This window comes from Methylobacterium soli (assembly GCF_008806385.1).
Classification (GTDB): Bacteria; Pseudomonadota; Alphaproteobacteria; order Rhizobiales; family Beijerinckiaceae; genus Methylobacterium; species Methylobacterium soli.
In genome coordinates this window covers 71,218-95,594 of record NZ_VZZK01000021.1, presented here as the reverse complement: position 1 = coordinate 95,594, position 24,377 = coordinate 71,218, and the positions used below count along the sequence as shown (strand labels likewise).

Here is a 24,377-nt window from a genome sequence, read left to right as displayed (position 1 = left end):
CCATTGACCGGCGGCATTGACGTCATCGCTCTCGTCGTGGACGTGCTGCAGGATCGCATACGAGGCGCACCAGCTGGATCTGCGAGTAGCGGCGCGGGTTTATGGCTCGCCGTGCTGGCAGCCACCCTGCGCCTTCTGAGAGGCTTGCCACCAGACCCAAGGCAAAGAACGCGGCGGCGCCGAGGAGAAAGCGATCCGGCCGCCGGTGTCGGTATTTCGTAAATTCGCGATCGATCTGTGAGAGCCGGTCCGGCGCGGCAGAGCGCTGCCGCATTCAGCTCCAGGATATAGCGATCTGTCGAATCAGCCACGCCCGAAAGGTCCTATGCCCCTCCTGTTCAACTCGCTTTTGCACCAGGCCGAGATCGCGCCCGAGGACGTGCGGCTGCTCCGCCATCAGGACAATCGGGCGACCAAAGGCCGAACTCCCTATGCGCTATGGCGGAATGATCGATCGGCGTTCGATCTCTACCAATCCATCCACTCGCCCGGGAACCGGCAGGTCCTGAGCTCCCGGCCACTCTGGGCGTCGTTCGTCGGCACACCGGCTCGCGAGACCCTGTTCGTCGGCCTCTATCAGATCCGTAGCGTCGGACCGATGCAGGTCGACACGCCCGAACCGATAAACGACAGGATCCTCAAAGCCGAGGAGCATGACCTCTATGAGCTCGAGCCCGACGAGCGACTATCCGATCTCGTCGGCAAGGTCGTCATCGAGTGGGGCCGGGGCGCACGGTCATGGGCGCAACGTGCTGATCGGCAGAACAAGGACGTCCTCGAGGTGCGCACGGACTTCAAGGAGCCCGCGTTCCCGGGGCATCTGGCCTTCGTGAAGCAGCTCTCGGAGATCGACGTGCTGCCGGAGAGCTGGAAGGTGGCCTTGGGCGCTGCGAAGGGCGTCTACCTGCTGACCTGCCCGAAGACGCACGAGGTCTATGTGGGCTCGGCGACGGGGGCTGGCGGCTTCCTCAACCGGTGGCAGGAGTATGCCCGAACCGGACATGGCGGGAACGTTCGCCCGAAAGCGCGAGACCCCGCGGACTACCAGGTCTGCATCCTTCAGGTGGCGGCTCCGATGCAAGCGACGACGAGATCATCGGTATGGAGACCCAGTGGAAGCTCAAGCTCCAGAGCCGAGAGATGGGCCTCAACGCGAACTAGCGATCTCGCGAAATCGCCTATGCCTGGCTGAGCTCGGACGGGTCCAAGGACGTGATCCAGATCGTGCTCGACCCAGGGTCCGAGGTCCTCCAGGAGCACGTGGTCCTCTGGGACTTCGTGTTCCTGTGGGCTCACGTAGCGAAAAAACGAAATCGCCCTCGCACTCATGAATCATCAGGCGTTGGCATCGTTCATCTGGTCGGTCGCCGATCTGCCGAGGGGCGCCTACAGGCAGCGCGGGTCAGCAGCGTGAACTTCATCAGCTTCTCGCAGACATCAACAACGCGGTCGTCGAGCAGCCTCGGCTTCATCCGGCCGGCCTCGTCTACTCGGGCAGACCCGCTTTGCGAAGGCCTTCCACAATCCGCTGATACTCGCGCAGGAAGACGGGATCGTCAGACCATCCCTCTCGTCGCCAATGACCAACCGTGTAGCCTGGCTTGAGCTTGAGAAGGCCCTCAACGGCAGATCGCGCCTCTTCCTGACGCCCAAGCCAAGCGTAGGACGAACTGAGATCGACATAGTTCAACCAGTAGGGTGTCGCCGAGGCCGCGACCGATTTCAGGCACCATTCGATCGCTTCTTCATCCCGCGTGAGGTGGGCGTAGGCGTGCCCTTTGACGTAGAGCCAGAACCCGAGCTGCGGGTCGCGCGGGCTTAGGCGGACTGCGCGGTCAATCTGCGGTATCGCATCGGCGGAACGGCCAGCCCGCAACAGGGCGCTGGCCATTGCGCCGTAGGCCGGGGCGAAGTTGCGGTTGAGGGCAATAGCCGTCTCGTAGGCTGCGATCGCGCTGGTGAACTGCTTGCGCCCTCTCAAGATGTCGGCCTTCACGAAGTGCGCCATGGCGTCGCCCGGGTGCGAAGCAAGCACCTCGTTGTTCAGGGCTTCGGCACGGGCTAAGTCCGCCTCCTGGGAGGTTGACCAGCGCACGTTGACCTTAGCAGCTAGGGTCCGGGCCAGTCCGATCTGCGCATGGGCAAGGCGCGGATCGAGGCGCAGGGATTGCTCGAAGAGATCCTGAGCCTCAGCCAGCTGCTGCTGTGTGATCGGACGGTTGAGCACCGACCAGCCGCGCATTGCGATGTCGCTCGCATCGAAGTTGTCGGATCGCTCCTTCTGAGCGCGTCGGCTCTCCGCTTCCGTCAGTTCGAGATCGAGCGTGCGAGCGAGACGCGCGATGAGCTCGTCCTGCAGGTCCGGGAAGGTGCTGCGGTCGCCCTCGAAGCGATCGGACCAGATCTGCACACCGCTCGTCGCATCGGCCAGCTGCGCGTTGACGCGGATGCGTTCGCCTGCCCGGCGGACGCTGCCGGTTAGGACGTAGCGCACGCCGAGATCGCGTCCAGCCTGCCGCAGATCCGTCGTCCGGCCCTTGTAGGACAGCGCCGTGCCGCTCGCGATGACGAAGCTCTCGCGGATGCGGGATAAGTCAGTGGTGAGGTCCGCAGTGATGCTCTCGGCGATGTAATCCTGGCCTGGTTCGTCGCTCAGGTTGACGAAGGGCAGCACCACGATCGAGAGCCGTGGTGCGGTCGGGCCAGGCAATGCTATCGGCGCAGATGCGTTCTGCTCAGGCGCCGTGACTGGCAGCGATGGCGAGACTGGGTGGGTGGCCGACCGTAGCGCGAACCAGAGGCCGGCCACGAGGAGACTGGTCGCGCTAACCGCGAAGAGGGTGACAGTGATCGGCAGGTGGGCGCGCCGGACCTGCACCGGATCGTTTGCGGCCGGCAGGCTGGCGATCACTTCGGGCGTGACCGCGAAAACGCGCACGGGGCGGGCGATGTTCTTGAGCGAGCGCTCGCCCCAGTCCTCGAAAGGGAGCGTGATCCGATCGCGGACTTGGTCGCGGACGGCGCGCGAGAAACACAAGCCGCCGCACGGTGAGAGCGTTTCGAGCCGTTTGGCGAGGTTGACGCTGTCGCCGAAGACGTCCCCATCCTTCTCAGCCATCAGCTCGCCGACATTGATGCCGATGCGGAAGCAGATCCTCTCCGGCTCGGGGAGAGCGGCATTGCGGTCAATCATCGATCGCTGCACGTCGAGCGCGCAGCGGACCGCGCTCACGGCGCTGGGAAACTCGACCAAAACCTCATCGCCCGTCCACTTCACGATGCGGCCTTCGTGCTGCCTGACCGTCTGGTGGATCAATCCGGAGCGCAGAGCCTTGAGGCGTCGTAGCGTTCCTTCCTCGTTGACGCCCATGAGACGGCTGTAGCCGACGATGTCGGCGATCAGGATCGCTGCGAGATGACGCTCTGTGGCTATCCTGTTCATCTCTCGGCCCTTGTTGTCGGTGCCGATGGTCGCGCAATTGGGTGAGGCGATAATACTACCTCATGTGAAAGGAGCCCACGCCCGCCAAGGACCGGTGCCAAGACCTCGTGGGCGCAGAAGGCATCCCCTACAAGGAGCTCGATTTTTTCTAGGACTTCGCGTCCGGCAGGGTCGTTCAGCTCCACATGGCTCGGTTTGGGTTCCGGAGGTTCTCCATTGTCTCCTGCTCGCGGTCGAGCTCAACGACATGTTCGAGAAGGCGCCGCACGTTGCCGGCGTTCTAATCCTAACCACGAGTTGCTCACACGCTCCGCGGGTTCAGGTTCTCAGCATCGCTCTCTCGGTTGGGCACCCAGCAGCACACAGCCCCCAGATGATCAGCGCTAACTCATGCACCCGGCACTAGGTCTCGATCGCTGCGAGGCGTGATCCTAGGCGGTGCGACTGTTCGTGCCAGGTCCGTGCAGGGGACGCTCCTCCAAAAGGCTGAGGCATCCGACGGCCAAGATGAGACCGAGGGAGGCGGCGAGGAACACGAGACGGAAGGTGAGCCCGAGCTGCCCAGCGTCGGCGCCCTGAATCAGCGCCGCCATATCGTGGGCGATGCCCGCACCGTCGTTCCTGCCCGCGCCTCCGAGCACGAGGGTGCCGAAGATCGCCACGATGAGCGCGCCGCCCAGCGAGCGGAAGAAGTTCATCGACGCCGTCGCGATGCCGAGCTGGTGCGGCGCGACGGCGTTCTGGACCACGATCGTCGACAGCGGAAGCACGGTGCCGATCCCCAAGGAGAGCAGCACGAACAGGATTTCAAGAAGCCAGAGCGGCAGTTCCCGGCTTTCAAAGGCGAGCAGACCACAAACCGCAACGCTGAGCGTTAGCGCCGCGAGCGGGATGCGCTTGTAGTGCTGGAAATACAGCATCGACCGGCTCGAGAGCGTGGCGCCCGCGACCGTCCCGACCATCAGCGGCACCATGGCCGCACCCGACTGGCTGGCGCTCAGGCCGACAACGCCTTCGAGGAAGATCGGGACATAGATGCTCAGCCCAATCAGAGTGCCCATAGCAAAACAGGCGGCCAGGGTTGCAGAGTAGACGACCCGGTCCCGCAGCACGCTCGTCGGGATCAGCGGTTCAGGTGCGGTCACTAGCCTGGCCACGAAGCCGACGCCGACGAGGAGGCCAAAGGCGGCGAGCGCAAGCACAGGGACCGATCCCCAGTGATAGCGCACGCCGCCCCAGCTCAGAGCCAGCATAAGGCTCGTTGAGCTGAGGATCAGCAGACCCGCTCCCGGATAGTCCACGCTGTGGTGCCGCTCGTTGCGGGGCAGGAGCCTGAGTTTGTCGTTCGTCAGTGCGAAGGCGAGGAGCCCGATTGGTAGATTGATCCAGAAGATCGCCGACCAGTGCAGATGCTGGGCAAAGAAGCCGCCGAGCAGGGGGCCTGCCACCGAGGCCAGGGCGAAGACCCCCGCGATGTAGACCTGGTAGCGGGCCCGCTCCTTAGGAGAGAGGATGTCCGCGAGGATCGTCTGCGCCAGCGCGATCAGGCCGCCCCCGCCAATGCCCTGAAGTCCGCGCGCCAGCGCGAGCGCCACCATCGTCGGCGCCAGCGCGCAGAGCAAGGATCCGAGGCTGAAGATCGCAATGGCGACCAGCAGCACGATCCGACGGCCGTGGATGTCGGAGAGCTTGCCGTAGAGCGGCGTCACGGCCGTGGACGCGAGGAGGTAAGCCGTGACAATCCAGGGCAAGTTCTCGGCATTACCGAGTTCGAGCCCGATCGTTGGCATGGCGGTCGCCACGATGGTCTGATCAAGGGCGGCGAGCAGCATCGCGGCGACGAGGCCGATGATGATCGAGCGGATCTCGGCCGGGTTGAGGCGCGTCGGCACGTCAGCGCGATGGGGTGCGTTCAAAACGGATTTGCCTTGGATGAGGAAGAGGCGCGTCGTCGTAGCCCGTATCGGTCCTGGCTGAGGGCCCGCGGGGCGGATTGAGGCCAGGGCCGTCCAATTTCTATTGGGCCACACAGAGCTTGATTGGGGCGGGAGGGAGGCGCACGGACGGATTGTCCTGTCACGCCGCCGGCCCCAGGCAGAATTCGCGGGAGATGCATCTTGAGCGGCGAGAGCGCCACCAACGAGGCCCTGTTCGCGCCCGCCGCGGCCCGCAACGGGGCAGTGATTCTCGGCGTCCTGCGGGATGTCCTACCGCGCGGCGGCCATGTTCTGGAGGTGGCTAGCGGGTCGGGCGAGCACGCGGTGCGCTTCGCCACTGCCTTGCCGGACCTGCAATGGCAGCCGAGCGATCCAGACCGAAGAGCACTTGGGAGCATTGCTGCACATGCCCGCGCCGCGGGTCTGCCGAACCTCCTCGCGGCAGTCGAACTCGATGCTCGAGCGCAGGATTGGCCTATGACGCAAGCGGACGCGATCGTCTGCATCAACATGATCCACATCGCGCCCTGGGCAGCAACCGAGGGCCTCATCGCAGGCGCCGGCCGCCTGCTCCGGGATCGCAGCCCGCTCTATCTCTATGGCCCCTTCCGGATTCACGGCGCGCACACGGCCGCGAGCAACGCGGACTTTGACGAAGATCTGCGTGCCCGCGATCCGAACTGGGGCGTGCGCGACCTCGAAGACGTCCTTGCTGTTGCGGCCGAGCACGGCCTGCGCCTCGCCGACCGGATCTCCATGCCAGCAAACAACCTCAGCGTGGTCCTGAGGAAAGCTGGTGCGTGAATCGCCATTGCAAGCATCGGGTCTGATCCTCGGATGTGCCGATTAAAGGACACCGATGCTGGGCCGCAAAAACTTTCCCTACCAGGACGCCCCTTGATCCAAGGGCATGATGCAGTTGGTGGCGAGCCCAGAGTGCAAGGCCCTCGTGAAGAGCGTCGCAGTCTGGGACTTCGTCTCCTGTGGAAGCCACTTGCGCCTCGTATTGAATGCCCCCTGACAAGGCCAGCGTCAGAACACGACAAGCCTTGTCAGGGGGCGTTCACCAATCAGCGCGGCTAGTTGGGTTCTGTCGTGCAGCTTGCCGTGGGGTCGACCTCCTACTCCTACTACGTGCACCCAAATCGACGACTCACTCCGGAGCGCTATGCAGCTGAGGCAGAAGGCCCGTTCGGGAAGTCGAGGTCGGCCCCGATGCAGGTGCCCAGCACAGATAGCTCTTGGTCGAGTGCGACCAGATTGGCGCGATAGCCGGGTGCAAGCCGTCCGATCTGGTTATCAAGACCGAGGAAGCGGGCCGGCGTCAGCGCGGCCATTGCTAGTGCCTCCTCGATGGGTGCACCTCCACGTGTCGTCATATGGCGGACAGCTCCCGCCATCGTCAGCGCCGAACCTGCGAGCGTGCCATCTGAGCCCGTGAGACGGTCACCATCGCGGCGAATCGTGCGCCCAAACAGCGTGAAGGTCGCGAGCGTCTCCGGATCTCCGACCGGCGGCATTGCGTCGGTCACAAGCATCAGGCGCCCTGCTCCCTTCATGCGCCGCGCAACGGCTAGTGCCGTATCGCCAACGTGATGCCCGTCCGCGATGATTCCCGTGAAGGCACGGTCGTCGGTGAGCGCGATGCCGACGGCACCTGCCTCACGAGACGCGAGCTGCGACATCGCGTTGAAGAGGTGCGTCACGCCAGTGAGGCCTTCCTCGAGCGCGGCTCGGATCGCGGCTCCGTCATCCGCTGTGTGTCCCGCGCTTACGAGCGCGCCTCGGGCGACGAGGGCCGCAACAGTGCCAGGCGGCACGACCTCGGGCGCGAGAGTGATGAGCGTAATACCTTGATCGCCCAATTGGGTGAGGAGCTCGAGATCGCTTGGCAGAAATGCTGCGAAGCGCGCAGGATCATGGATGCCCGGGCGGTGTGGACTTAGGAACGGTCCCTCCAAGTGAATGCCCAAAATGCCTGGCACGCCGGCCGCGATGGCCGCAGCTACGCCCTCGATCGCTGCTTGGATCACCGGCCGCGTATCGCTGATCAGCGTCGGCAGGAGAGCAGTCGTTCCGCCGAGGCGGCGGTGGGCTGCCGCAATGCACCCGATGCCAACTGGGCTTGGGTCATCGTTGAGGAGGACGCCGCCGCCTCCGTTCACCTGCACATCGACGAAGCCTGGTGCCAGGAGCGCACCTGGCGGCAAGCGGATGAGGTGAGCTGCAGGCGCTGGATTGGATGTCACGTCCGCAATGCGCCCGTCGCGCACGACAACGAAGCGGTCGCGATAAAGCACCTCGCCATCGAAGACGCGCTCGGCTGCGATCACAAGATCAGGCAGCGACAAGGCATGGGAGACCTTCACAGCGTCTCCGTGACTTTGGTCAATCCAGTGGGTGCATCAGGATCAAGGCCACGGCGGCGCGCCTCGCGCTCGATCGCCCGGTAGGCGGGCAGGAGCATCACAATTGGATCGCAGGCGGGATGACTATCGGACAACCAAGGCAGAGTGCCAGCGGGGCCGCCGCAGGTATGCAACCGGGCGCCGGCCTGCCGGAGATCTTGCACGAGATCGTCGATGCCCTCGGCGACCGAGTCAGCCTGACGCAATGCCAGCACCGGAGTTACGTTCGAGATCGAGGCGCGCGGTCCGTGCCGGAGCTCCGCGGCACTGTAGCCGAGCGCAGGTAGTCGTAAGGTTTCCGAGAGCTTTAGCGCGATCTCACGCACTGTGCCGAGCCCGTGCCCGCGTCCGGTTAAAAAGGCGGCAGGCGCCTGCGAAAGGTCTGAAGTCCATGCGGACCAGTCGAGCGCGAGTGCCCCAGCGAGGCGCGTGGGAAGGGCGGCGAGACTGTCCGCGAGAGCACGGTCTTCCGCCCAACGCGCGACGAGGGCCGCGCTTGCAACGAAGGAGTTCACCACCGTCTTTGTCGCCGCAACCGCATGCTCTGGGCCCGCACAGATGGGTAGCACAAGCTCGGCTGCGCACGCTGCGGGTGAGGCATCGTCATTGACGATCGCGAGCGTCAGCGCACCACCCGCCCTGGCAGCTTGGGTGGCCGCAACAAGGTCGGGAGAGCGGCCGGACTGCGAGATGACGATGAACAGTGCTCCCGCGACCTGTGGCACGCGATCGTAGCTCGTGACAACGGAAGGCGCCGATGCAGACACGGCGAGGCCAAGCCGAGTCTCGATGAGGTAGCGCAGGTAGACACCTGCATGCCCGGAGCTGCCCCGGCCACACACAACAACGAATGGAAAGGTGCGCCGCGACAGCTCGGCGGAGACACGCTCCACCTCGCCTACACCCCTGCATAAGCGCCCCGCTACGTGGGGCACTTCCATGATCTCACGTGCCATGAAGCTCGCTGGCGGGACAGTATCTGGCTCTGCCGGCATCACGCGTTGCGCCCCATTCTACTGAACGCAGCATCGTCTCTGTCCGTCGCCGCGATCGCGCGGCGCAGATCCCCATCGTGATGCGCGAGGAGGTGCTCGGCTTGATCTCGGGCAGCACCTGTCGCGATCAGCACGGCTAGCTTGATGTCACCATCAGCTTCCGCGATTGCGCGGGTTGCGACGTCGCTGCCGCACTCCGCAAGCTGGGCCACCATGGCGACACTTCGGGCGCGCAATTTCTGGTTCGTGGCTCGCATCGCGACCATGCGACCGCGATAGACCCGGCCAAGCCGGATCATGATCAGCGTCGAGAGCAGATTGAGAACAACCTTCTGCGACGTTCCTGCCTTCATCCGCGTGGAGCCGGCGATCACCTCCTGACCCGTGGCCACGAGGATTGGGTAGGCGCAGTCTTGCAGGATCGGCGTGTCGGGATTGTTCGCGACACCCACAGTGATGGCACCGCGCGCGCGGGCGCCCTTCAAAGCAGAGAGCGTGAAAGGTGTGGTCCCGCTGGCGGACAGACCGACGACGATATCGTTCGGTCCGATTTCTGCCGCTGCGATCCATGCCGTTGCGTCCGCTGCCGAGTCTTCAGCGCCTTCCACAGCCTGTAGTATGGCCGTGTCGCCGCCAGCGATGGCAAAGCCGATTCGCTCCTCAGGCCAGTCAAAGGTAGGGGGCAATTCCGCCCCGTCTTGGATGCCGATCCGGCCCGAGGTGCCGGCGCCGACGTAAAACAGGCGCCCCTCGCGGCGAAGACCTGCCTCAGCGGCGTCCGCGGCGGCAGCAATCGCACGGAGTGCTGGGCCAACCGCGGCTACAGCCGCAAGCTGTCCCTCCCAGAGGGTGTGGAGCACATCGAGGCTTCCCCAGGCGTCAAGGTCAACGTAACGGGCACTGGCGTCCTCAGTGTGCATCTGTCCAAATCCTTGCGGCAGCGCGCAGTTCGAAGGCGCGCGCTGGTGCCGTCTTCAACGGCGGCATGACGCGCTGGGTTCGGTAAACGCGGGCGGATGGACAAAGGCTGCTGACGCGGGAGGCTGAAGATTGGCAGCGAGCTTTCTCTCTGGCCTGACCACACCAATCAAGCGTTTGGACTTGTTACAAGGAGAAACCCGCATCTTGTCCGCAGCTATTCGGGTTGACAGGAGAGCGATCAGAGGGACTATCTTAGGGCATCGGGAAGCGATCTCCCGACGAGGCTCCGGCCGAAGAATCGCGTCCACTCTGCATTCGATGCAAGGACGCGTCATGGCTACGCCCAACTCCATCTCCGTAGACAAGCTCGCACGCCTCGTCGGCACGCTCGGCTGCCCAGTCGTCATCGACGTCAGGCCGGACGATGCGTTTAGCGATGATCCCCGCCTGATCCCTGCCAGCGTCCGCCGCTCCCTCACCGACATCGCCGACTGGTCCCGGGACCTCATCGGCCGAAGCGTTGTCGCCGCCTGCCGGCACGGACGGGATCTCAGCCACGGCACCGCCGCCTATCTCCGCCATGTCGGCGTCGATGCCGAGACCCTGGAAGGCGGGGTCGAGGCTTGGGCTGCGGCCAGCCTGCCGATGGTCCCCGAGGCCAAGCTGCCGCATCGCGACTTGAACGGCCGCACGGTCTGGGTGACGCGCTCCCGGCCCAAGGTCGATCGGATCGCCTGCCCCTGGCTGATCCGCCGCTTCATCGATCCCGAAGCGATCATTCTGTTCGTTCCGCCCTTTGAGGTCGGCCGGGTCGCCGAGCGCTTTGGGGGGGCAGCTTTCGACATCGATGATCCTGGTGTGTTCTGGAGCCATCGGGGCGAGCTCTGCACCTTCGACGTCATGGTCGAAGAGCTCGGGCTTTCAACGCCGCCGCTCCTGCACCTCGCCACCCTCGTTCGGGGAGCCGACACCGCACGGCCCGACCTCGCACCCGAGGCCGCTGGGCTCCTCGCGGCCTCGCTCGGCCTATCGCGGATCTACGCCGACGACCTGGAGCAGCTCGAGGCCGGCATGACCCTCTACGACGCCTTCTATCGCTGGTGCCGCGACGCCACCGACGAGACCCACAACTGGCCGACCAACAAGCCCAAGCCGAGGTCCTGATATGGCCGGTGCCGCTCTCAGCAACTCCGTTCCGAGGCAGGAGACGACCCCCCATGCCGCCCCGCAAGCTGTGACGATCGCCCAGGCTCTGCCGATCTGGGCCCGGATCGCGGCGCTCTCGTTCGGCGGCCCCGCCGGGCAGATCGCCGTCATGCACCGCATCCTCGTCGAGGAGCGGCGCTGGATCTCCGAAAACCGCTTCCTGCACGCCCTCAATTTCTGCACGCTCCTGCCAGGGCCAGAGGCGCAGCAGCTCGCCACCTACGTGGGTTGGCTCATGCACGGCACCCGCGGCGGACTTCTGGCTGGGGGCCTGTTCGTGCTGCCGGGCGTCGTCGCCATCATGGCCCTGAGCTGGATCTACGCGCTCTACGGCAATGTCGGTCTCGTCGCCGGCCTGTTCTTCGGCCTCAAAGCCGCGGTGCTGGCGATCGTTGCGCAAGCCGTGCTGCGCATCGGCCGGAAGGCACTCAAAAGCCGGGTCCTGGTCGCGCTCGCGGCCGCGTCCTTCGTGGCGATCTTCTTCCTCGACGTGCCTTTCCCGCTGATCGTTCTAACGGCAGGAGTGATCGGCTACTTCGGTGGCCGGGCCGGGCTGCCGCAGTTCCGGGCGGGCGGCGGGCACGGCACCTCCGGTAAGGACGATGGTGGCCCCTATCTTCTCGGCGACGACGAGCTCCCGCAGGAGCGCCCCTCGCACGGGCACGCCCTGCGCGTCCTGAGCATCTGGGGCGCGATCTGGCTGGTGCCGGTGGCGCTCATCCTCGTCCTGCTCGGGCCCGGCAATGTGTTCGCGCAGGTCGCGCTGTTCTTCTCGCAGATGGCGATGGTGACCTTCGGGGGCGCCTACGCGGTGCTGGCCTACGTCGCCCAGCAGGCGGTGGACCATTACGGCTGGCTCCAGCCAGGTGAGATGCTGGACGGGCTCGGCATGGCCGAGACGACGCCAGGGCCGCTGATCATGGTGACCCAGTTCGTCGGCTTCCTGGCAGCCTATCGGGCACCCGGCGCGCTGCCGCCGCTCGTGGCCGGGACGCTCGGCGGCCTGCTCACCACCTGGGTGACCTTCGCGCCGTGCTTCCTCTGGATTTCCCTCGGCGCGCCCTACGTCGAGCGGCTGCGTGGCAACCGAGCACTGGCAGGGGCACTGGCAGCCATCACAGCGGCAGTCGTTGGCGTCATCCTGAACCTCGCGGTCTGGTTCGCGCTCCACACGATCTTTGCCGAGGTGCGCCCCTTCGCGGCTGGCCCGATCCGGGTTGATCTGCCGGTGCTCGCGAGCCTCAACCCCTACGCCCTGCTGCTCGCGGTGGCAGCGCTCGTTGCCGTGTTCCGCTTCAAGGTCGGCATGATCCTGACCCTCGCAGCATGCTCCGCGACCGGCATGGCCCTGCACCTGACAGGACTGGTCTGACGCGATCCAGGAGACCTACAGCGACAACAACGGAGATGACCATGCGTCTGTCGACCGGCACCATCGCACTCCTCGGCCTCGTGGCCTGCGTGAACGCGGCACCGGCGGCCGAGGAGTGGCAGCAGGCCATCGCCACGGGCCTCGGCAAGCCCGGGACCGCGATGCCGGGCAACGTCTACCGGGTTGGGCTACCTCGCACCGACCTCAAGGTCACGCTCGACGGCGTGCAGCTGAAGCCCGCGTTCGCCTTGGGCTCATGGCTCGCCTTCCAGAAGACGGGTGACAGCGACGTCATGGTCATGGGCGACCTCGTGCTCACGGAGGACGAGGTCAATCCGGTGATGAGGCGCCTGGTCGAGAACGGCGTGGAGATCACGGCCGTGCACAACCACCTCCTGCGCGCCTCGCCGAGCACCCTCTACATGCACGTCTCGGGACACGGGACCCCGAGCAAGCTCTCCGAGACGCTGCGCGAGGCTCTGGGCGCGAGCAGAACTCCCTTCGGCGGTGCGACTGCCGGCGGGACGCCACCGTCGGGCAAAGCTGGCCCAGCCTCGGCAGGAGAAGGGCCTGTGCCAGTGCAGGCTACGGTCCCGGATCAAGCGCTCGACCTCGACACGGGGACCATCGAACGGACCATCGGGCGCAAGGGTAAGGTGAACGGTGGCGTCTATGCCGTTAGCGTGCCCCGGGCAGAGACGCCGAAGGACCACGGCATGGTGGTGCCGGAGGCGATGGGCTCGGCCATCGCCATCAATTTCCAGCCGACCGGCGGCGGCAAGGCCGCCATCATCGGTGACTTCGTGCTCACGGCCGACGAGGTCAACCCGGTGATCAAAGCGCTGCGGGCCAACGACATAGAGGTCACGGCCTTGCACAACCACATGCTCGACGACGAGCCGCGGCTGTTCTTCATGCACTTCTGGGCCAACGACGATGCGGCCAAGCTCGCGAAAGGGCTGCGCGACGCCCTCGACCAAGTGAAAATCGCCAAAACCTGATGCGGCGACTGCGATCCGCAGATGCTCGAGTTGGCGCCGGCGGCGCGAGTGAGCCGCCGGGTGCTAAGGTGCGACATGCCTGATCATACCCACTCTCACATGTGGCCCGGCGTGCCGCTGGCGCTCGCCTCGGCTATCCTGTTCGGGGCTTCGGCACCTTTCGCCAAGCTGCTGCTCGACAGCACGGATCCGCAGCTCCTCGCTGGCTTGCTCTACCTGGGCGCAGGTGTCGGTCTCTCCGCTGTCCACGCCGGACGCGCGGTGCTCGGCATCGTGGCGCCGGAGGCACCCTTACGGCGTTCTGACCTGCCATGGCTGGCAGTCGTGGTGCTGTTCGGCGGCGTCGCCGGTCCGCTGTTCCTGATGCTCGGCCTGTCCCAGACGTCCGCCTCTTCGGGCTCGTTGCTGCTCAACCTCGAAGGGCTGGCGACCATGGGGATCGCCTGGCTGGTGTTCCGCGAGAACGTCGACCAGCGGCTGCTGCTCGGGGCTGCGGCCATCCTCGCAGGAGCCGTCGTGCTGTCCTGGCAGGGACAGGGAGTCCGCTTCGATCGTGGCGCCCTGCTGATCGCAGCGGCTTGCCTTGCTTGGGGGATCGACAACAACCTGACCCGCAAGCTGTCCTCGGCCGACCCGGTGCTGATCTCCCTCATCAAGGGCCTCGCAGCCGGGAGCGTGAACCTCGCGCTGGGCCTGGCGCGAGGCGCAGACCTCCCGTCGATCGGCACGATCAGCGCGGCGGCCATCGTAGGGTTCCTGGGTGTTGGCGTCAGCCTCGTGCTGTTCGTCCTGGCCTTACGTCATCTCGGTGCAGCGCGGACTGGGGCGTATTTCTCTCTCGCGCCCTTCATCGGCGCGGTAGTGGCCTTGGTGCTCTTGCATGAGCCAGTGACGGCGCAACTCGTTGTCGCTGGGCTACTCATGGGCATTGGTCTCTGGTTTCACCTGGCCGAGCGACACGATCATGAACATGAGCATGAGGCGATGGAGCACGAGCACAGCCACGTGCATGACGAGCACCACCAGCACGTTGACGACGGACCAGCGACGGAGCCGCATTCACACTGGCACCGGCACGAGCCGATGCGGCACAAGCACGTCCATTACCCGGATTTGCACCATCGGCACGGGCACCGGCATAGCTAAACGCTTCGAGCGCTTCACGAACGTGATATTGGCCACAACCTCCGATCAGCCAGCACCCTCTCGATCTAGCGTTAGTTGAAAAGTAAAAATCGGGGCGTTCCAGGTGGGAATACGCTTGAGGTCCATTTGACTGGATCCGATTGTCGTATCGCCCTCAGCCCTGACGCCCGTTGACTAACAGCAAGGATGTCCTCGCTCTCGTAAGAATGCGCTGCAGGATCGCCTACCAGGCGCACTGGCTGGATTCGCGAGCATCGATGCGGGTTTAAATGGCTCGCCCTGCCAAAAGCCGCTCTGTGCCTCCTGAGAGGCTTGGTCGCGAGACCCAAGGCAAAGAACGCGGCGGCGTCGAGCAGAGAGCGATGCGGCCGCCGGTGTGGGTTTTTCTCGAAGTCCCACCCGACTCTCAGGGCATTCCGCATCGGCCGGAAATCGTAAGGACGTCCTCCGGAACCCTGGTTGTTGGGAACTCGTGATGGACGTCACAGTGACAGCAGGACAGCGATGGCATTGTCGAGTCCTAGCAATCGAGGTCGGTTGTTCGGCACTTCGATTTGCGCCGCAAGGATGCACTCGATGACTGCCCGCACCGTTGCTTCAAACGCAAAGCCGACATTCGCGGTCTGGCACATCTGCTCACGGCTGGCCTGGTTCGGCTTTCTGGTCATCTATGCCGGCTGGCTGACGTCGGCCCGCGCCGAGACCATTGGCTACCGACTGGAACTGCGCGCCTGTCTGAACGACGAATGCCGGCCGCTTCGCACGTCCCCGGCAACCCATCCCTGGAACGGTCTCTACGCGTGCCAGAGCCGTGCTGCGACGCTGGAACAGCTCGCTGCGGGGCAACCGGTGAAGTGGGCCGGCCTTCCCAGTGGCAAGTGGACTTTCCGGGCGCGCTGCGCACCAATCGTTGGTCTCGCCAGCGCGTGATCGTGCTAGTCGTCATCAGCTCGCACCGGATGCGAGTTGGCTGCGTCAGTGCGCCGTGAGCACCGGCAGGTTCGCGTGATGCAGAATGTGGCTTGTCGCACCACCGAAGAAAAACTGGCGCAAGCGACTCTGCGTGTAAGCACCCTTGATCAAGAGATCGCAGCCGAGCGCTCGAGCTTCCAACAAGAAGACCTCACCTGAGCTGAATTCACTCGCCGGAATGGTGCGACCTCGCGCCGGAATTCCTTCCTCCTTTAGGACACTTGCAAAATCCTGTGCGGAGGGACCGGGAACATTACTGCCTTCGACCTGCAAAACGACCACGTGCTTCGCTTGTCGAAGGAATGGCATGGCAAGCGCAACCGCACGGGCCGCCTCTGTCGAACTGTTCCAGGCGATCAAGATGTTCTCGCCCAGTGATGTAGGAGGAGTAGGCGGACTGATCAGAACCGGGCGACCGCCCTCGAAGAGAAGCGCCTCGAAACTATCCGTGCTGAAACTGGGTTTGGCGTAGGCAGGACGCTTGACCACCGTCACGCTGAACAAGCGCGAATACTGGCTCATGGCGTGATCACCAGCCAGCGGACCGGCATGCCAGCGATAGCACGGACCAGAACCGGGTGTGCCGGCCTCGCGGATCGCCCGCCGCGTCAAGGCTGCTGCGAATGCCTCGTGGAAGGCGAGTTCTTCCGCTTGTAAGCGATCAGCCCACTGTGTTCGGTCGCCACGTGACCACGGCAGTTCGTCAGCGAACTCCAGGTAGTCTGCGAGGGCGGGCAGGATGCAGGACCCTTCGATAACACCAGCGAAGCGCTCGGCGGCAAGGGCAGCCGTTGCGACGACGGTATCGAGTCCATCATGCTCGGTGATTGGGACAAAGAACGTCTTCACCTCGCCCTCCTACACCCTGCAAACGCTGCCCTCGGGCATGAGGGACTTCGGATGGAAACGTCCAACACTCAGGAGCGTGCGTGACGATTGCTGAGCCGACGTCGAAGTTTGCGCTGCAGCACAACATCGACGAAAAGGGCCAGAGGTTGAGGAACGGACGCCGGTCTCGCTCATGGCACCGTTTCTCTGATTGAGCGTAGCATCAACGGACCGAGTCGTGCCCGGTCGGCATCTGTCGGCCTGAGAGCTCTCTGGTGGGCGAGTCGGAAGTCGAACACGGCCGGCTTCGGTGGCTCGGCATGCGCGACCGTTGCGGCGAGGAGCATCAGGCCGATTCCTCCAGGCAGCCCAGGGTTGCCACGAATACGCTTCTCCTTCCCAGATCGTCATTGAGCTTAAAACGCCTGAGTAGCCGATCGGTGGCGCCTAATGGCTCACCGTGCTGGCAGCCGCCCTGGGCCTTCTAGAGGCTTGGCGGCACCGAAGCGCTGCCTGGCGAGGCAGGCGGTGTCGACGATCGCCTTCAGACCATCACGACCCAGGACAGGGACCAGCAGCGTCTTCATCGCAGAAGCCTATTTCTTGGAGTTGCGTTCTGAAATAAAGAGATTTTCGCTACAAAGCTCCGCGGGGATCATCTGGCGTCGAAGAAGGCTGCGAATACACCATCCCCATACGCCATCAAGATAATTCGCTAAGTTTATCCTTCAAACCAGAGGTAAAATCTAACATAGATTCCATTTTAAATCTCTGGCACCCTTTTCAGCTACTGCGCCCAAAGGGCGCAATCTTTGATTAGCTCAGCCTAGATGCGCCCGCAAATTAGAATTCTTCGCTTATGACTTGTGATCAGACAGCGCATTACGACAGGGCTCTGACAGATCTTTCGCATGCGTCCTGAAACACTGAAGGATACGACCACCACCAGGTTGAATACCCGAACAAAGACGCTTGTAGTCGCTATCACAGGCCTGCCGAAGGGCGGGTGTTATCTCTTCTGTTCCTGGTGAACCGCCTGGCTGGGCACTCGCCGCGCTTATTGGAACCAGAGCCAAAGCTATAACAAGAGACAAATATCGCATGGAAGAATCCTCCTTTTTAGAGCTTTCCGTCCGGAATTTGACAAATTTATAAAATCTAAGACTAGTTTTCGAATAGCAACTACGATAGCAAGATCTTGGTCGCACCACTCGCGTCGAAACATAAAAATAGCCATATTGGCATGATAACGCAACTTCCCAAGTAGATACCACCCTATGTGCGGCTGCGCTCATTAAGCCGATTTTTTGTTTTGGGATCCGTGCTCTAGCTTAAGTGGATTGGCTCCAAGGCGCACTCACGTGGAGATGTCGCTGTCCGCGTTGGCCGATAAGCGCAAGCGAACCAACCTGAAAACGGCGACCCTCGTGCTCGCGTTGCGCTCAAGGCATCCTGAGTGTTGCCTACTCCGCCTGGATGGACAACAATCGCAAGCAGGTCGAGCGGCACTGGGCCCACTTGAAAGATTGGCGTGCTACCGCAACGCGCTACGAGCAGACCACCTCAGGCGCCATGGGCGTTCTCTCCCTCGCAGCGGCTCTCGACTGGCTCAAGACCTAATAGACCGTAAGCGGTGCGAGGTGCTATGGACCGGTTTCAATCGGACGGGCGGCTGATCGCGGGCGTTTCCTTCGATATTCCAGGCATGGGCTACAAGAGCCCGCAGACCGGCACCATCACGGGATTCGAGGCGGATCTTGCGAGAGCTGTGGGCGAGAAGATCTTCGGCTCGGCGGACCATGTCGACTTCTTCCAGGTCACGGACGCGGAACGAATCCAGGATCTGCAGAAGGGTCGCGTCGATTTCGTCGTGTCCCAGTTGACGATCACGCCCGATCGCGCCGAGCAGGTGGATTTCTCCGCGCCCTATTGCGTGACGCGGGAGGGGCTTCTCGTTCCGAAGGAGAGCTCCATCACTCGTTTCGAGGACCTGAAGGGCAAGCGCATCGCGGTGACTGACGGCTCGGTTTCGCTGCGCAGGATGCGCGCGGCGCTTCCCTCTCTTCTGGACGCCACGCTCGTCATCACCCCCCTCAGTGCTGGAAACCTCGATGCGATCGACAAGGGTGAAGCCGACGCGGCCTCGAATGACATGATCAACCTGACCATGTTGCGGGCTGGCTCGGCCCATCCAGAGCGCTATTCGATCATCGACATCGGGGACAGGTTCGACCCAAAGCCCTTCGGCATGGCTGTCAAGAAGGGTGATCGCACCCTCCTCTGCTTCCTCGACCAGGCGATCGAGAGCCTCAAGGTCTACGGTAAAATCGACCGCATGCTCGACAACGCTCTCGCAAGCCTCGCTCGCCGCTAAGCGTCGCAAGGCCGCCGCTCGAAGTGGCGTTGACAAGTCTTTTTCAATCAGCCCGTGACCGGGACGGCTCGATCATCCGGCCCATGATGTGAGATACATTGAGCGGCCAGCATGCCTCGCCGGCACTTCGCCAAAATCGCCCATGTCGGTGCTGTCGGGCAGTATCCCAGGGTGTGTTCCGGATCCAAGTGGGCCCAGGGTCCATGCCCTTCACCCACTGTGCGGTTCTCTGGGACTTCGTTGTGCGAGCCGAACTGTGCGTCGAGCGCGATTGTCGGCCGGTGACGCGTCGAACGGTAGAGCATAACGGCTGCCCCCTCTGTCGAGAGGACGCCATGTTGGGATCAGTATTCCGCTGCGGCTCCTGCGCCTAACACCGAGTCTCGTTGCGCTAACCCGTCATTGGCGCATCCCTGCGCCTGCTCTTTAAGATTACCGATAAAGATCCAGGATGCGTCGGCTCAGCAGTAGGCAAACCTGTGCCATTATCTCCCTGGAAACATGGTAGGGACGATATGGGCGTCGACTGGTTCGGACGAGACGGTGCGCAGCCGGTGTTGGAACCGCCAGATGAGCCTCTCGTCCAGTCGAGCTAGAGATCTCTCCGGCTCGGCCTCGCTCTTGGTTCGAGAGCGGCGCGAGGCTGGGCGCATATTGGCGTCCTCCAAGCGCTGCTGGATGCCGGGATTATGCCCGACATCATCGCCGGCTGCTCCGTTGGCGCGGTCGTCGGGGGCTGCCACGCGGCTGGGAAGCTCGACGCGGTCGAGGACTGTGAGGTCTACCGCTTCGCGAACCCGATGTCGGCGGCAACCGCTTTGAGCCGCTGGGGCTCGCGCTCCTTGCGCTCGCTGTAGCGGTCGACGAGGTAGTCGGCCCGCTCGCGCGTCAGCAGCGTGAACTTCATCAGCTCCTCGCACACGTCGACCACGCGGTCGTAGAGCGGCCCCGGCTTCATTCGGCCGGCCTCGTCGAACTCCTTATAGGCCATCGGCACCGAGGATTGGTTCGGGATGGTGATCATCCTCATCCAGCGCCCGAGCACGCGCAGGCTGTTCACGGCGTTGAAGGACTGCGAGCCACCCGAGACCTGCATCACGGCCAGCGTGCGCCCCTGGGTCGGCCGCACCGACCCCTCGCTCAGCGGGAGCCAGTCGATCTGGCTTTTCATCACGCCCGTCAGGTTGCCGTGGCGCTCGGGCGAAACCCAGACCTGACCCTCGGACCAGATTGAGAGGGCGCGCAGCTCCTGCACCTTGGGGTGGTCGGCGGTGGCATCGTCCGGCAGTGGAAGGCCCTGGGCGTCGTAGATGCGCACCTCTCCGCCCATGGCCTCCAGCAACCGCGCGGCCTCGTAGGCCAGGAACCGGCTGAACGAGCGCTCCCGCAGCGAGCCGTAGAGGATCAGGAGACGTGGGGCGTGAGTGAACGGCGTGGCGGTATGAACGCGATCGTGCGTCGGCACCTCGAAGTGTGCCTCGCTCACGTTGGGCATCCCGTCGGAGAACGACTGCTCGGGCTTGTCCAAGACGATGTGTTCCTCTACGCTTCAACAATAGTTGATATATAGGCCTATCGATGGACGAACGACAAGCCCTCGCCGCCTTCGCAGCCCTCGGTCAGGAGCACCGTCTTCGAGTCGTGCGTGCCCTCGTCACAGCTGGCCCCGACGGGCTCGCGGCCGGCGTGCTCGCCGACACGGTCGGCATCGCGAGCACGAACCTATCCTTTCATCTCAAGGAGCTCTCCCATGCCGGGCTGATTACGTCCCGGCGCGAGGGCAAGTCGGTCATCTACAGCGCCGCCTACGCCGGCCTGTCGGACCTCGTCCAGTTCCTCATGCGCGACTGCTGCCAGGGCCATCCGGAGGTCTGCAACCCGGCTGTCGCCGCGCTCGCCGCCTGCAACTGCCCCACCGGAGACACCCTCCATGCCTGAGCGCGTCTACAACGTCCTGTTCCTCTGCACCGGCAACTCGGCCCGCTCGATCCTGGCCGAAGCCATGCTGAACAAGGAGGGCGGCGGTCGCTTCCGCGCGTTCTCGGCCGGTAGCCAGCCGAAGCCAGACGTGAACCCGCTCGCTCTGCAGGTGCTGCGAGAGACCGACTACTCGACCGAGGGGCTGCACTCGAAGAGCTGGGACGAGTTCGCCCGGTCCGACGCGCCGGTCATGGATTCCGTCTTCACGGTCTGTGACGACGCCGCCGGCGAGACCTGCCCCTACTGGCAGGGCCAGCCGGTGACAGCGCACTGGGGCATCGAGGATCCCGCCGCAGCCGAGGGCGCGGACATCGAGCGCAAGACCGCCTTCGTGACGGCCCAGCGCTACCTCAAGAACCGCATCACGACCTTCGTTGCCCTGCCGATCGCCAGCCTCGACCAAGTTGCGCTCACGTCGTGGGTTCGCGAGATCGGCCAGCAGGCGGGCGCCACCTCGCCCCGTCCGGAGGTCGCGTGATGGACGTGGTGATCTACCACAACCCCGCCTGTGGCACGTCCCGCAACACCCTGGCGATGATCCGCAACGCCGGCATCGAGCCGCACGTCATTGAGTATCTGAAAACCCCACCGACCCGGACGCTCCTGCGACAGCTGGTCGACCGAGCCGGGATCTCTGTGCGGGATCTCCTTCGTGAGAAGGGCACGCCCTATGCCGAGCTGAAGCTGGCCAATCCGTCGCTGACCGATGACCAGCTCCTCGACGCCATGATGGAGCATCCAATCCTGATCAACCGGCCGCTTGTGGTGAGCCCGAGGGGCGTGCGCCTGTGCCGCCCGTCCGAGGCAGTGCTGGGGCTCCTACCGCAGCAGCAGGGCGAGTTCGTGAAGGAGGACGGCGAGCGCGTCGTCGACGAGCACGGCCGCCACGTCGCCACCGCCTGAGAAACGACATGAGCACCTTCGAGCGCTACCTGACCATCTGGGTCGCCCTGTGCATCGTGGTCGGCATCGCCCTCGGCCACGTCATGCCGGGCGTCTTCCACGTCATCGGGGACGCCGAGATCGCGAAGGTGAACCTGCCCGTCGCGGTGCTGATCTGGCTCATGGTCATCCCCATGCTGCTCAAGATCGACTTCGCCTCGCTACGCCACGTCGGTCGACACTGGCGCGGCATCGGCGTGACCCTCTTCATCAACTGGGCGGTGAAGCCGTTCTCGATGGCCGCGCTCGGCTGGCTCTTCATCGGCTACTTGTTCCGGCCCTACCTGCCAGCTGACCAGATCGACGGCTACATCGCCGGCCTGATCATCCTGGCGGCTGCGCCTTGCACCGCGATGGTGTTCGTGTGGTCGAACCTGACGCGCGGCGAGCCGCACTTCACGCTGAGCCAAGTCGCGCTCAACGACACCATCATGGTCGTCGCCTTCGCACCGATCGTCGGCCTGCTGCTCGGGCTCTCGGCCATTACGGTGCCATGGGGCACGCTGGTCCTCTCGGTGGTGCTCTACATCGTTGTCCCGGTGATCATCGCTCAGGTGGTCCGCCGCAGCCTGCTCGCCTCAGGTGGCCAGTCTGCCCTAGACCGAGTGCTCGGGACGATGGGGCCGGTGTCGCTGGTGGCGCTCCTCGCCACCTTGGTGCTGCTGTTCGGCTTCCAGGGCGAGCAGATCCTGGCCCAGCCAGCCGTGATCGGCCTTCTTGCGGTGCCGATCCTGATCCAGGTCTATCTGAATTCCGGGTTGGCCTACCTCCTGAACCGCGTCGCCGGCGAGCAGCACTGCATCGCCGGCCCCTCGGCCCTGATCGGCGCCTCGAACTTCTTCGAGCTTGCGGTCGCGGCAGCCATCAGCCTGTTCGGCTTCAACTCGGGCGCGGCGCTTGCCACGGTGGTAGGTGTCCTGATCGAGGTGCCGGTGATGCTCTCGGTCGTCTGGATCGTGAATCGGAGCCAGAGCTGGTATGAGCGGGGCGCTATGCGGAAGGCGGCTCTCAAGCCTGCCTCACGTGAGATCTGAGGTCCTCGGCCACCATCGTCTGTTGGTGATCAGCGCCCTCGGCGTGGTGCAGATCCTCGCCTGGGGCTCCTCGTTCTACCTCTTGGCCGTCCTGGCCTCGCCGATCGCCACCGACACCGGCTGGCCGTTGTCCTGGATCATCGGCGGTCTGTCGGCCGGCCTGTTGGTTGCTGGCCTCATCTCGCCGCGCGTAGGAGGGCTGATCGGCCACCATGGGGGCCGCCCGGTCCTGGCGTTCTCGGCGATCGTGTTGGCGCTTGGCCTCGTCGTCCTCGGTCTGGCCCCGTCGCTGCCGGTATTCGTGGCCGGCTGGCTGTTGCTCGGCGTCGGTATGGGAGCCGGCCTCTACGACCCCGCCTTCGCGACGCTCGGCCGCCTCTACGGCGCCGAGGCGCGGCCAGCGATCACGACGTTGACCCTGTGGGGCGGGTTCGCCAGCACCGTGAGCTGGCCACTATCGGCGTTCCTGGTTGAGCATATCGGCTGGCGAGGCACCTGCTTCGCGTATGCCGGGCTGCAGCTCGGGGTCTCACTGCCGCTGGTTCTGGGCTTAATCCCATCACCTCCGAAGCACACAGCGGAACCCGCTGTTGGTCCGGCCTCCAGTAGCCCGCTGGCACCGCGTGAACGGCGTGCGTTCCTGCTGATGGCCGGGGTGCTCACACTCGGCGGCACCGTGATGACGCTGATCTCGGTGCACCTGCTGGCGCTACTCCAGGCGCGGGGAGTGGCCCTCGCATCGGCCGTCACGTTCGGCGCCCTGATCGGCCCGTCCCAGGTCGCGGCCCGCGTGATCGAGATGGCCGGCAAGGGGCGGCATCATCCGCTCTGGACCCTGGCGGCAGCAATGAGCCTCGTGGCGCTCGGCGTCGTGATGCTGGCCTTTGGTCTACCTGCCGTCGCTCTGGCCCTGATCCTCTACGGGGCAGGCAACGGGATCTACTCGATCGCGCGAGGCACGGTGCCCCTCGCCCTGTTCGGACCGGAGCGCTACGCCCCTTTGGTTGGGCGCTTGGCGCGGCCGGGATTGGTGGCTCAGGCTCTGGCCCCTGTCCTCGGCGCGTTCGTCCTCACGCACGGAGGCGCCGATGCGCTGTGGCTTGTTCTGGCGGCGTTGGCGTTGAGCAACGTGGTCCTGGTCGCTGCCTTATGGCGAGCCCGATGACGGGGCGTGAGTAATCAGCGCCGCTTGCTCATGTTCATCGACATCTTCTCGCAGCAGCAGCCGCCCTTGCCCTTCTTCACGCTGCCGTGGCCCATCGCCATGCCGGGCTTACCGCACATCATCCCACCCTTGCCGCCGCCGCAGCAGCTCATGGCCATAGCAGGCGCCGCAGTAAGCAGCATCAGGGTGGCCGTAGTCACGACGAGCTTCTTCATGGGGCGTCCTCCGTCTAGTTGGTCGGCAGCATAGCACTCGGCCGACTGGAGCGAGCCGAGGCGAATTGCTCATCCTGGCGCTGGTCGAAAAGTGAAAATCGGGGCGTGCGCGATGGGAATGCGGTTGATGTCCGTTTGACTGGATCGGATTGTCGTATCGCCCTCAACCCTGACGCCCATTGACCAGCGGTGAGGACCTCCTCGCTCTCGCCGAGGACGTGCCACAAGATCGCCTAAGCGGCGCACTGGCTGGTTTTTCGAGTAGCGGCGCAGCTTTATGGCTCGCCGCGCTGTCAGCCGCCCTGGGCCTTCTAAGAGGCTTGGCCGCGCGACCCAAGGCAAAGAATGCGGCGGCGTCGAGAAGAGAGCGATGCGGCCGCCGGCGTCGGTATTTCGCGAAATCGCGATTGATCTGTGGGTGCTGATCCGGGGTGGTAGA

Annotated in this window: 22 protein-coding genes and 2 pseudogenes; 14 read left to right on the top strand and 10 right to left on the bottom strand. The window is 64.4% G+C overall.

What is annotated here, in order from left to right; translation table 11 throughout:
* Positions 1-325 precede the first annotated feature (325 nt).
* Positions 326-1,192, top strand: a complete 867-nt coding sequence (locus tag F6X53_RS19195) for a GIY-YIG nuclease family protein (RefSeq protein WP_210386394.1) — start codon at positions 326-328, stop codon at positions 1,190-1,192.
* A 160-nt stretch (positions 1,193-1,352) separates the two neighbouring features.
* Here the strand turns inward: F6X53_RS19195 and F6X53_RS19190 are convergent.
* The 3 genes and pseudogenes from F6X53_RS19190 to F6X53_RS19180 form a co-directional block, all read right to left on the bottom strand.
* Positions 1,353-1,487: pseudogene (locus F6X53_RS19190) on the bottom strand (arsenical resistance protein ArsH); the annotation flags it as partial.
* Positions 1,487-3,442 carry an adenylate/guanylate cyclase domain-containing protein gene (locus F6X53_RS19185; protein ID WP_151001800.1) on the bottom strand — a complete coding sequence of 652 codons (1,956 nt, stop codon included), beginning with the start codon at positions 3,440-3,442 and terminating at the stop codon, positions 1,487-1,489. The pseudogene F6X53_RS19190 and the gene F6X53_RS19185, both read right to left, overlap by 1 nt.
* Before the next feature lie 431 nt (positions 3,443-3,873).
* Entirely contained in the window at positions 3,874-5,358 is a 1,485-nt protein-coding gene (locus F6X53_RS19180) for an MDR family MFS transporter (protein ID WP_151001799.1), read from the bottom strand.
* Between the two features lie 201 nt (positions 5,359-5,559).
* On the opposite strand from F6X53_RS19180, the gene F6X53_RS19175 reads away from it, so the two are divergent.
* Positions 5,560-6,183: a DUF938 domain-containing protein gene (locus F6X53_RS19175; protein ID WP_373875938.1), complete on the top strand. Its 624-nt coding sequence runs from the start codon at positions 5,560-5,562 to the stop codon at positions 6,181-6,183.
* A gap of 362 nt (positions 6,184-6,545) precedes the next feature.
* Here F6X53_RS19175 and nagA read toward each other — a convergent pair whose 3' ends face one another.
* From nagA to F6X53_RS19160, 3 genes are read right to left on the bottom strand one after another with little or no spacing between them, the layout of a single operon-like run.
* A complete protein-coding gene (gene nagA / locus F6X53_RS19170; protein ID WP_151001811.1) occupies positions 6,546-7,730 on the bottom strand; it encodes an N-acetylglucosamine-6-phosphate deacetylase in 1,185 nt (394 codons plus the stop codon).
* Positions 7,731-7,744: 14 nt separating this feature from the next.
* On the bottom strand, positions 7,745-8,743 hold the full coding sequence (locus F6X53_RS19165) for an SIS domain-containing protein (RefSeq protein ID WP_151001798.1): 999 nt from the start codon (positions 8,741-8,743) through the stop codon (positions 7,745-7,747).
* Between the two features lie 38 nt (positions 8,744-8,781).
* Complete coding sequence (locus F6X53_RS19160) at positions 8,782-9,702, bottom strand: N-acetylmuramic acid 6-phosphate etherase (protein ID WP_151001797.1); 921 nt, start codon at positions 9,700-9,702, stop codon at positions 8,782-8,784.
* Between the two features lie 334 nt (positions 9,703-10,036).
* Here F6X53_RS19160 and F6X53_RS19155 point away from each other — a divergent pair, with 334 nt between their 5' ends.
* The 5 genes from F6X53_RS19155 (at position 10,037) to F6X53_RS19135 (ending at position 15,358) form a co-directional block, all read left to right on the top strand.
* Positions 10,037-10,867, top strand: a complete 831-nt coding sequence (locus F6X53_RS19155) for a chromate resistance protein ChrB domain-containing protein (RefSeq protein ID WP_151001796.1) — start codon at positions 10,037-10,039, stop codon at positions 10,865-10,867.
* Position 10,868: 1 nt separating this feature from the next.
* Positions 10,869-12,281 (top strand): chromate efflux transporter, encoded by a 1,413-nt coding sequence (gene chrA / locus F6X53_RS19150; RefSeq protein ID WP_151001795.1) that lies wholly within the window; start codon positions 10,869-10,871, stop codon positions 12,279-12,281.
* A 41-nt stretch (positions 12,282-12,322) separates the two neighbouring features.
* Positions 12,323-13,282, top strand: coding sequence for a DUF1259 domain-containing protein (locus F6X53_RS19145; RefSeq protein ID WP_151001794.1), 960 nt, complete (start codon positions 12,323-12,325; stop codon positions 13,280-13,282).
* Positions 13,283-13,357: 75 nt separating this feature from the next.
* Positions 13,358-14,428 carry a DMT family transporter gene (locus tag F6X53_RS19140; protein WP_151001793.1) on the top strand — a complete coding sequence of 357 codons (1,071 nt, stop codon included), beginning with the start codon at positions 13,358-13,360 and terminating at the stop codon, positions 14,426-14,428.
* 576 nt (positions 14,429-15,004) lie between these two features.
* Positions 15,005-15,358, top strand: coding sequence for a hypothetical protein (locus F6X53_RS19135; protein WP_151001792.1), 354 nt, complete (start codon positions 15,005-15,007; stop codon positions 15,356-15,358).
* Positions 15,359-15,403: 45 nt separating this feature from the next.
* Here F6X53_RS19135 and F6X53_RS19130 read toward each other — a convergent pair whose 3' ends face one another.
* On the bottom strand, positions 15,404-16,249 hold the full coding sequence (locus F6X53_RS19130; RefSeq protein ID WP_151001791.1) for a universal stress protein: 846 nt from the start codon (positions 16,247-16,249) through the stop codon (positions 15,404-15,406).
* Between the two features lie 836 nt (positions 16,250-17,085).
* Entirely contained in the window at positions 17,086-17,331 is a 246-nt protein-coding gene (locus F6X53_RS34020; protein WP_191970899.1) for a cysteine rich repeat-containing protein, read from the bottom strand.
* A gap of 542 nt (positions 17,332-17,873) precedes the next feature.
* Here F6X53_RS34020 and F6X53_RS19115 point away from each other — a divergent pair.
* Entirely contained in the window at positions 17,874-18,602 is a 729-nt protein-coding gene (locus F6X53_RS19115; RefSeq protein ID WP_151001788.1) for a transporter substrate-binding domain-containing protein, read from the top strand.
* A gap of 605 nt (positions 18,603-19,207) precedes the next feature.
* A pseudogene (locus F6X53_RS33230) lies at positions 19,208-19,372 on the top strand (patatin-like phospholipase family protein); the annotation flags it as partial.
* Positions 19,373-19,383: 11 nt separating this feature from the next.
* Here F6X53_RS33230 and arsH read toward each other — a convergent pair.
* Complete coding sequence (gene arsH, locus F6X53_RS19105; protein WP_151001787.1) at positions 19,384-20,130, bottom strand: arsenical resistance protein ArsH; 747 nt, start codon at positions 20,128-20,130, stop codon at positions 19,384-19,386.
* A gap of 50 nt (positions 20,131-20,180) precedes the next feature.
* Between arsH and F6X53_RS19100 the strand changes: the two genes are divergently transcribed.
* The 5 genes from F6X53_RS19100 to F6X53_RS19080 are packed head-to-tail and all read left to right on the top strand — an operon-like array spanning position 20,181 to position 23,723.
* Positions 20,181-20,540: an ArsR/SmtB family transcription factor gene (locus F6X53_RS19100; protein ID WP_151001786.1), complete on the top strand. Its 360-nt coding sequence runs from the start codon at positions 20,181-20,183 to the stop codon at positions 20,538-20,540.
* On the top strand, positions 20,533-21,060 hold the full coding sequence (locus F6X53_RS19095; protein ID WP_151001785.1) for an arsenate reductase ArsC: 528 nt from the start codon (positions 20,533-20,535) through the stop codon (positions 21,058-21,060). Before F6X53_RS19100 ends, F6X53_RS19095 begins: the two co-directional genes overlap by 8 nt.
* Positions 21,060-21,485, top strand: coding sequence for an arsenate reductase (glutaredoxin) (arsC, locus tag F6X53_RS19090; protein ID WP_151001784.1), 426 nt, complete (start codon positions 21,060-21,062; stop codon positions 21,483-21,485). Before F6X53_RS19095 ends, arsC begins: the two co-directional genes overlap by 1 nt.
* A gap of 8 nt (positions 21,486-21,493) precedes the next feature.
* Positions 21,494-22,558 carry an ACR3 family arsenite efflux transporter gene (gene arsB, locus F6X53_RS19085; protein ID WP_151001783.1) on the top strand — a complete coding sequence of 355 codons (1,065 nt, stop codon included), beginning with the start codon at positions 21,494-21,496 and terminating at the stop codon, positions 22,556-22,558.
* Entirely contained in the window at positions 22,548-23,723 is a 1,176-nt protein-coding gene (locus F6X53_RS19080) for an MFS transporter (protein WP_191970904.1), read from the top strand. Before arsB ends, F6X53_RS19080 begins: the two co-directional genes overlap by 11 nt.
* Before the next feature lie 14 nt (positions 23,724-23,737).
* On the opposite strand, the gene F6X53_RS19075 is transcribed toward F6X53_RS19080, so the two are convergent.
* Complete coding sequence (locus F6X53_RS19075) at positions 23,738-23,938, bottom strand: hypothetical protein (RefSeq protein WP_151001781.1); 201 nt, start codon at positions 23,936-23,938, stop codon at positions 23,738-23,740.
* Positions 23,939-24,377: the final 439 nt, after the last annotated feature.

Coding starts and splice junctions, on each gene's coding strand:
- arsC (WP_151001784.1), top strand. CDS start 21,060: ATGGACGTGGTGATCTACCACAACCCCGCCTGTGGCACGTCCCGCAAC.
- F6X53_RS19185 (WP_151001800.1), bottom strand. CDS start 3,442: ATGAACAGGATAGCCACAGAGCGTCATCTCGCAGCGATCCTGATCGCC.
- chrA (WP_151001795.1), top strand. CDS start 10,869: ATGGCCGGTGCCGCTCTCAGCAACTCCGTTCCGAGGCAGGAGACGACC.
- F6X53_RS19095 (WP_151001785.1), top strand. CDS start 20,533: ATGCCTGAGCGCGTCTACAACGTCCTGTTCCTCTGCACCGGCAACTCG.
- F6X53_RS19115 (WP_151001788.1), top strand. CDS start 17,874: ATGGACCGGTTTCAATCGGACGGGCGGCTGATCGCGGGCGTTTCCTTC.
- arsB (WP_151001783.1), top strand. CDS start 21,494: ATGAGCACCTTCGAGCGCTACCTGACCATCTGGGTCGCCCTGTGCATC.
- F6X53_RS34020 (WP_191970899.1), bottom strand. CDS start 17,331: ATGCGATATTTGTCTCTTGTTATAGCTTTGGCTCTGGTTCCAATAAGC.
- F6X53_RS19075 (WP_151001781.1), bottom strand. CDS start 23,938: ATGAAGAAGCTCGTCGTGACTACGGCCACCCTGATGCTGCTTACTGCG.
- F6X53_RS19145 (WP_151001794.1), top strand. CDS start 12,323: ATGCGTCTGTCGACCGGCACCATCGCACTCCTCGGCCTCGTGGCCTGC.
- F6X53_RS19160 (WP_151001797.1), bottom strand. CDS start 9,702: ATGCACACTGAGGACGCCAGTGCCCGTTACGTTGACCTTGACGCCTGG.
- F6X53_RS19100 (WP_151001786.1), top strand. CDS start 20,181: ATGGACGAACGACAAGCCCTCGCCGCCTTCGCAGCCCTCGGTCAGGAG.
- F6X53_RS19140 (WP_151001793.1), top strand. CDS start 13,358: ATGCCTGATCATACCCACTCTCACATGTGGCCCGGCGTGCCGCTGGCG.
- F6X53_RS19155 (WP_151001796.1), top strand. CDS start 10,037: ATGGCTACGCCCAACTCCATCTCCGTAGACAAGCTCGCACGCCTCGTC.
- F6X53_RS19195 (WP_210386394.1), top strand. CDS start 326: ATGCCCCTCCTGTTCAACTCGCTTTTGCACCAGGCCGAGATCGCGCCC.
- F6X53_RS19165 (WP_151001798.1), bottom strand. CDS start 8,743: ATGGCACGTGAGATCATGGAAGTGCCCCACGTAGCGGGGCGCTTATGC.
- F6X53_RS19135 (WP_151001792.1), top strand. CDS start 15,005: ATGACTGCCCGCACCGTTGCTTCAAACGCAAAGCCGACATTCGCGGTC.